The 3,064-nt window shown below is 56.9% G+C and carries 5 protein-coding genes; 4 read left to right on the top strand and 1 reads right to left on the bottom strand.

The annotated features are described in order from the left end of the window. Positions 1 to 47: 47 nt before the first annotated feature. Positions 48 to 281 carry a hypothetical protein gene (locus ACRXB1_RS33650; RefSeq protein WP_449494486.1) on the bottom strand — a complete coding sequence of 78 codons (234 nt, stop codon included), beginning with the start codon at positions 279 to 281 and terminating at the stop codon, positions 48 to 50. Between the two features lie 794 nt (positions 282 to 1,075). On the opposite strand from ACRXB1_RS33650, the gene ACRXB1_RS33645 reads away from it, so the two are divergent. The 4 genes from ACRXB1_RS33645 to cpaB all read left to right on the top strand — a co-directional run bounded on the left by ACRXB1_RS33645 (position 1,076) and on the right by cpaB (position 3,015). Further along, entirely contained in the window at positions 1,076 to 1,237 is a 162-nt protein-coding gene (locus ACRXB1_RS33645) for a Flp family type IVb pilin (RefSeq protein WP_174364353.1), read from the top strand. A gap of 152 nt (positions 1,238 to 1,389) precedes the next feature. After that, positions 1,390 to 1,995, top strand: a complete 606-nt coding sequence (locus ACRXB1_RS33640) for an A24 family peptidase (RefSeq protein ID WP_449494485.1) — start codon at positions 1,390 to 1,392, stop codon at positions 1,993 to 1,995. Then, a complete protein-coding gene (locus ACRXB1_RS33635; protein ID WP_174364352.1) occupies positions 1,992 to 2,462 on the top strand; it encodes a TadE/TadG family type IV pilus assembly protein in 471 nt (156 codons plus the stop codon). The genes ACRXB1_RS33640 and ACRXB1_RS33635 overlap by 4 nt, the downstream gene beginning before the upstream one ends. Before the next feature lie 28 nt (positions 2,463 to 2,490). Beyond that, positions 2,491 to 3,015, top strand: a complete 525-nt coding sequence (gene cpaB, locus ACRXB1_RS33630; RefSeq protein WP_449494484.1) for a Flp pilus assembly protein CpaB — start codon at positions 2,491 to 2,493, stop codon at positions 3,013 to 3,015. The last annotated feature ends 49 nt before the right edge of the window (positions 3,016 to 3,064 follow it).

Raw genomic sequence — 3,064 nt, 5'->3', positions numbered from 1 at the left:
TAACGCCCTCGGATGGTATTTAGTTTTGTGTTTGAACTGCCATCGTCTTATTGCAGGACGCGTGCCATTTTGAATGGAGCCGTGTGATGTACGTCGAAATGTGGCCGGGTTAACCAGATGGTACAAGTGGTGGTGGGGATTGCGCCGGTCGAGCCGGAGCTGCCAAGTTGTTTGCTGGTGGAACCTGACCCGCCGCATGCGCCGAGCGTCAGCATGGTCGCGATAGCAGCGGTGAAAATGGTGACGCGCAATGCGCCCGTGCGATTGTGTGCGGTCTTCATAACGCCCTCGGATGGTATTTAGTTTTGTGTTTGAACTGCCATCGTCTTATTGCAGGACGCGTGCCATTTTGAATGGAGCCGTGTGATGTACGTCGAAATGTGGCCGGGTTAACCAGATGGTACAAGGCGGGGTGGGGCTTTGCGGGGAGGTGGCAGGATCAAGGCACCACGCGTTGTGTGCAACGTAACGTGTCACGTAACGTAACGTGCGACCGATGCCGTTACGGACGCGGACGTAACACGTTTCGCTGTGGTCATTAAAAATCGCGGCGACGCTTGTTTTCTGGAGTAACTGCACTACTGGCTAGGCTCCAGCCGGCGTCAAACCGGCCGTTAACTAGATAGTGAACCGTCTTTCATTACGACACATTACAAAGTCGGAAAGCGTAATAGAAAGATCGCTAATTCAGAGAACGCTAACAACGCACTGAAAGAAGAGGCACTGAATTTTACAAACGACGCCAAACCTTTGAGCGAAAAGTGTTGTTGTTGCACTATGCTTACCGATCAAGGGTATCAACTAATGAATTTATTGCGCGTACCCGTTGATTTCGAGATAGCGTTCAGCTATAAATCGTTTCATGGATGCATCATTTAACATCCGGACTGATGGAGGCTACATCGATTACATATCTAGAACCTGAGAGAAGCAGCGAGTGAACCAGCGCGCAAAGACGCGCAACAAGGCATACGGACACATGACTGCGGGGAAGAGAGAACCCGCGGGCTACGATCCACCAAAATGCCGGAACACTTGCTTAAATGGCCATTAAAAAATATCCGAGGGCAACATCATGTCGAACTTCATCAAACGTTTTTCCCGCGACGAACGCGGCGTCACAGCGATCGAATACGGGATCATTGCCGGCATCATCGCTGCGGCGCTGGTTCTAGCTTTAGCGCCGCTGACAACAGCGCTCACAAATACCTTCTCTGCTATAAGCAAGGCGCTTTAACAACTGAGGCTTCGCGCCGCCAGGCTTAGAGCGCCACATCTTTATTGCGTATCGGCTCCTGTATATATTGGCGGTCCGCCGGTATATACAAGGTCCTGCCTGTCGCCGCGTTTATTCGCATCTACGCAGGTGGAGCTTGGCTATGCGCGGTAGTGTCGCCATGCTTTTCAATCGAATGCCTTAAACCGCAATCGGTAGGAAACGCGTGCCTGGCGTTACGATTCAATATTGTGATTAACGCCGCGTTATTCGTTAGCTGGGCACTCGCAGTCGTTATATTCGATTGCTTTTGGCGCCGCATTCCAAACGGGCTCGTTATAGTCGGTGTGGTGCTTGCGTGCGCACTTGCGGCGAGTGGTTATTCACCATTTCATATCGCGTTCAAAGACGCTGCATTCGGAGTGCTAGCCGGGCTGGTCGCGCTCTTGCCGTTCTATTTGATGGGCGTGATGGGCGCCGCCGACGTAAAGGTGTTCGCCGCGCTGGGCGCGTGGTGCGGCCTGCATGCGTTGCTTGGGCTGTGGATCGCTGCAAGCGTCTTTGCCGGCATTCACGCGCTATGCCTGATCGTGCCAGCCGCGATCAAATCCAGCCTAAGCGCCACGGCGCATCTCGTTGGCGCCGATGGCAATAACAAAAAGCGTGCACGTCACGCGACCTTCATGGTCGGTGGCCGCCGCGCGACGCCCTATGCGGCGTTGCTCGCGGTGTCGGCGCTGGGCAGTTTCACGCTGCATGCACTCGGGGCCGCGCGATGAAACATCCCAATAGAAACGTGTCCAGACAACGGCGGCAACGCGGCAGCACGGCCGTGGAGTTCGCGCTCATCTTCCCGCTGTTCTTCCTGATCTTTTACGCGATCGTGACGTACAGCATCATCTTCGTCGCGAAGCAATCGCTTGCGCTTGCGGCATCTGAAGGGGCACGCGCTGCGCTTAAGTTTCAGCCGAATGCGAACAGTGCAGCAAGCGCACTCACGCTGCGTGCAAGCGCTGCGTGTGCCACGGCGACCGGACTTGTGAACTGGCTCGCGACGACTACGCCGTGCACGGCAACCTACGCGCCCTGTACGTTCGATGCATCGATGCAATGCGTGCAGGTCACGCTCAACTACGACTACGCGGGCAAGCCGCTCGTGCCTGTATTGCCGCTCATTGGATTGCCGACGCCAACCACGCTCACCGCGAACGCCATGGTGCAACTGAACCCGGAGAACCTGTTCTGAGCGCCGACGCGTCCGGAACGAACATCACATGGCCAATTTCACTCGTATCCTCGCTGGATGTCTTTTTGCACTTGCCGTGCTGCTTGGCGTTTTTGCGTGGTCGCTTTCGCGGCGCGCGCCGGCGCCGGTTGCGCCCATCGTGCAAGGGCAGGCAAACTTTCCAGTAGTTGTGGCCGCGCGTGACCTGCCCGCCGGCAAACCCATCGAAGCCGATGCGCTAAGACTGCGCATGGCGCCATCGCGTGGAGCAAGCGAGTTCGGCGATGCCGCGCCGTTGGTCGGGCGCGTGCCGCTTACTGCGGTTGCTGCGAACACGACTCTCACCGAAGCCAGCCTTACCACCGGACTCGCCGATGCCATTGCACCCGGCGAGCGGGCTGTCGCGGTGCGCGTCGACGAAGGTAACGCCGTGGGCAATCGCGTGCGGCCGGGCAATTTCGTCGATGTGTTTTTCATGCTCAAGCGCGATATGAGGCCATCGCGCACGGGACAGACGCGACCGGATTTGTCGCCGCGGGCCAAGGCCTGCATCGTTGCGACCAGATCGTTGTGATATCGGTTGGCCTGCTCGAGCGACCACTGGTCAAACGTATAGCGCCAGA

This window comes from Caballeronia sp. M23-90 (genome assembly GCF_053574605.1).
Note: the sequence above shows the minus strand (reverse complement) of the source record. Positions and strands in the feature narration are given on the sequence as shown.

Coding starts and splice junctions, on each gene's coding strand:
- ACRXB1_RS33650 (WP_449494486.1), bottom strand. CDS start 281: ATGAAGACCGCACACAATCGCACGGGCGCATTGCGCGTCACCATTTTC.
- ACRXB1_RS33645 (WP_174364353.1), top strand. CDS start 1,076: ATGTCGAACTTCATCAAACGTTTTTCCCGCGACGAACGCGGCGTCACA.
- ACRXB1_RS33635 (WP_174364352.1), top strand. CDS start 1,992: ATGAAACATCCCAATAGAAACGTGTCCAGACAACGGCGGCAACGCGGC.
- cpaB (WP_449494484.1), top strand. CDS start 2,491: ATGGCCAATTTCACTCGTATCCTCGCTGGATGTCTTTTTGCACTTGCC.